This is a genomic window from Mesorhizobium sp. M7A.F.Ca.ET.027.03.2.1 (assembly GCF_003999175.1).
GTDB lineage: Bacteria > Pseudomonadota > Alphaproteobacteria > Rhizobiales > Rhizobiaceae > Mesorhizobium.
On record NZ_RZOM01000726.1, the window covers coordinates 1 to 3,222 of the forward strand.

Here is a 3,222-nt window from a genome sequence, read left to right on the forward strand (position 1 = left end):
GAATGGGCCCGGGCGATAACGTTGATACCGGGATTAGCGGCGCGGGCTCGGAGCACGATCTGACCGGCTTCGAAGGCATTGGGGATGGCAAGGATCAGCCGGCTGGCGCCTTCGGGGTTGGCGGCGGCAAACACTTCGGCATTGGCCGCATTGCCGGCGACGGTCTCGATGCTGTCCGCTTTCAGCCTCGCCAGCGTCTTGTCGGCGTCCTCGATGACCAGGAAGGGCACTGCCGCGTCTTTCAACGCCGAGCCGACCAGGCCACCGACACGGCCGTAGCCGATGAGGATGGCATGGCCGGTGAGTGCCGTCTTGGGCGGCGGCCCGTCCTCCCTTTTCGCCGTTGCCGCGACAGAGGCTACCTGGCCCGGCTCCGTCGCCGGACCAACCGGTTTTGCTTCGACCGGCGGTGCCGTCCTGGCGGCGCGCCGTTCCAGCCACGGCTTCATCCAGTCGATGGCCAGGAACATCAGCGGGTTGAGGACGATCGACAGGATGGCGCCGGCCAGAATGAGGTCGCGACCTTGTTCGGGCAACAGTTTCAGCCCGACGCCGAGCTCGGCCAGGATGAAGGAGAATTCGCCGATCTGGGCAAGGCTTGCCGAAATCATCAATGCGGTGGCCAGGGGATAGCCGAAGGCAACGACGATGACGAACGCCGCCAGCGATTTGCCGATGACGATGATGGCCAGCGTCGCCAGGATCGGCCAGCCATTGCTGATCAGGCTGAACGGGTCGAACAGCATGCCGACCGAGACGAAGAACAACACGGAAAAGGCATCGCGCAGCGGCAAGGATTCTTCGGCGGCACGGTGACTGAGTTCGGATTCGCTCATGATCATGCCAGCGAAGAATGCGCCCAGCGCCAGTGAGACCCCAAACAGTTTGGCCGCGCCAAAGGCGACGCCGAGCGCTATGGCAAGCACCGCCAGCCGGAAGAGCTCGCGCGAGCCGGTGTGGGCGACATAGTGCAGGATCCAGGGGATGACCCGGCGGCCGACCACCAGCATGACGACGACGAAGGCGGCGACCTTGGCCAGCGTGATGCCGACGACGCCCCAGATGCCGTAGCTGGCCGGCAGCGACAGCAGCCCGCTTGCATGGGCGTCGGTCTGCTCCTGGCCGCCGAGCACGCCGGCCAGCGCCGGCAGCAGCACCAGCGCCAGCACCATGGCCAGGTCCTCGACGATCAGCCAGCCGACAGCGATGCGGCCGCGCTCGGTCTCAATCATCCGCCGCTCTTGCAGAGCGCGCAGCAGCACGACCGTCGAGGCGACCGATAGTGCCAGGCCGAACACCAGTCCCGCGCCCATCGACCAGCCGAGCATCCACGACAACCCGGCACCGAGTGCGGTGGCAAAGCCGATCTGGACGACGGCGCCCGGCACGGCTATGGCGCGCACCGACAGAAGATCCTTCAACGAGAAGTGCAACCCTACGCCGAACATCAGGAGGATGACCCCGATTTCGGCCAGTTCGTTGGCAAGGCCGGCATCGGCGACGAAGCCAGGCGTGTTCGGCCCGACCAGCACGCCGGCTACGAGATAACCGACCAGCGGCGGGATACGGAAGCGGTTGGCGAGAGCCCCGAAGATGAAAGCCAGCCCCAGACCGGCGACGATGGTGGCGATAAGGGGCGTGTCAGGCGGCATTGTCTATGGAGCGCCTTTCAAAAACAGCGATGTTGGATGAGCGCCGCCCAAAGCCGCCGCCTGTTTTGCAATATGGTGGATGGTATGTCGGCGATGCAACCCGCGAAGCCGTGAAATCGACGGCGCCGCCGCAAAAATTTGACCGGCAGCTGAGAAGCTGCCGGCCGGATCGGAATTTGTGCGGTGCTATTCGTCTCGATCCGTCAGGGCCGATCGACAATATCAGCCTGCCCGCAGCAGGGCCTCGATTTCCGGTATGGCATGGTTGGTCAATGTCTTGGGAATTTCGGCGGTCACCTTGTCCTCGACCTCCTTGTGCAGCTTTTTGCGCATTGTCCCAAGCACCACTGGCGGTGCGACGAGCACGATCTCGTTGAATTCGCCGTCATGCGCGAGCTTGTAGAGCCGGGCGGCGATTTCATCGGCGAAACGCTCCTTGCCGATGCGGTGCCAGTCCGTATCCTCGACTGCGCTGCGATGGACGGAGGGACCATCATTGTATCGGCCCGGGCTGTCGCTGCCTTGCTCGCGGGTGGGCGGGTTGTCCTGCTGTATTTCCTGCACCACCTCGAGATTCGGATATTTGTTGTCGCCGGCGTTCCTGAGGAAAAGCGCCTTTTCGCCATCGGCCACCATGACCCAGGTACCGTGCTTGAGTATGATTGTGTTCATGATGACAGGCTCCTTTTCAGCCGCGTGGTGGCCTTTCGTGGCGTTCCGCAGCCGGGGTTTCGATCCGATATGACAGGCCTTTTGAGAACGCGCCCCGAGCCACTAATGTTCCAGGCGGCAGCCGTGTCGGCGTTGGACATTCTGGCTGTCCAGAGTTCGCGGCTTTAATCTACTAATTTGGTAGAATTTAGAAAAAACAGTTTTGCGGCTTTTCTCCCCGGGCGCTAAAAGACCCGGAAAACAAGGCCCGCGACAGCAGCTTGAATCCGCTCCATCCGTAAACGAGAAATATTTTTCTCTTGGCCGGGATGCTTTCAGAAAAGCAATTGCATCCCGATAAGGGATGCGCGAGTGCGTTCCTTCTGGTTTCTCGCGCCCGCGCGTAGAACTGCAAGCTCATTCAGGATTCCGCTCGCGTCCATGTCGCACACTGCTCCCAAGCTCAACGCTTTCCCCGTGTTCATGCGGGTCGAGGGCGAAGCCGTGGCCATCGTTGGCGGCGGCGAAGAGGCACTGGCCAAGGCGCGGCTGATCGGACAGTCGAGCGCGGTCCTGCGGATCATCGCGGAACACGCCGAGCCCGACCTGCTCGCCTTCATCGCCCAGGCCGGCGCGAGCCATTTTGCCGCCGCTTACGACGCATCGCAGCTCGAAGGCGCGATCATGGTGTTTGCCGCCAGCGGCGACGAGGAACTCGACCGTCGGGTGGCTGCGGATGCGCGCCGCCTAGGCATTCCGGTCAATGCCGTCGATCGGCCTGAGCTTTGCGATTTCTTCACCCCGGCGCTGGTCAACCGCGCGCCGGTCGCCATCGCCATCGGCACCGAAGGTGCAGGCCCGGTGCTTGCCCAGATGTTGCGCGGCCGCATCGACCGCATGCTGTCGCCGTCGCTCGGGC

General features: G+C 63.3%; 3 protein-coding genes. 1 reads left to right on the plus strand and 2 read right to left on the minus strand.

The genetic code is table 11. The features are described 5' to 3' along the window. A partial coding sequence (gene ybaL / locus EN750_RS25680) for a YbaL family putative K(+) efflux transporter (RefSeq protein ID WP_127398216.1) occupies positions 1–1,652 on the minus strand: 1,652 nt, incomplete at its 3' end. A 222-nt stretch (positions 1,653–1,874) separates the two neighbouring features. Then, positions 1,875–2,324, minus strand: a complete 450-nt coding sequence (locus EN750_RS25685) for a host attachment family protein (protein WP_127398218.1) — start codon at positions 2,322–2,324, stop codon at positions 1,875–1,877. A 420-nt stretch (positions 2,325–2,744) separates the two neighbouring features. Between EN750_RS25685 and EN750_RS25690 the strand changes: the two genes are divergently transcribed. Further along, on the plus strand, positions 2,745–3,222 hold a 478-nt coding region (locus EN750_RS25690), incomplete at its 3' end, for an NAD(P)-dependent oxidoreductase (protein WP_281062325.1).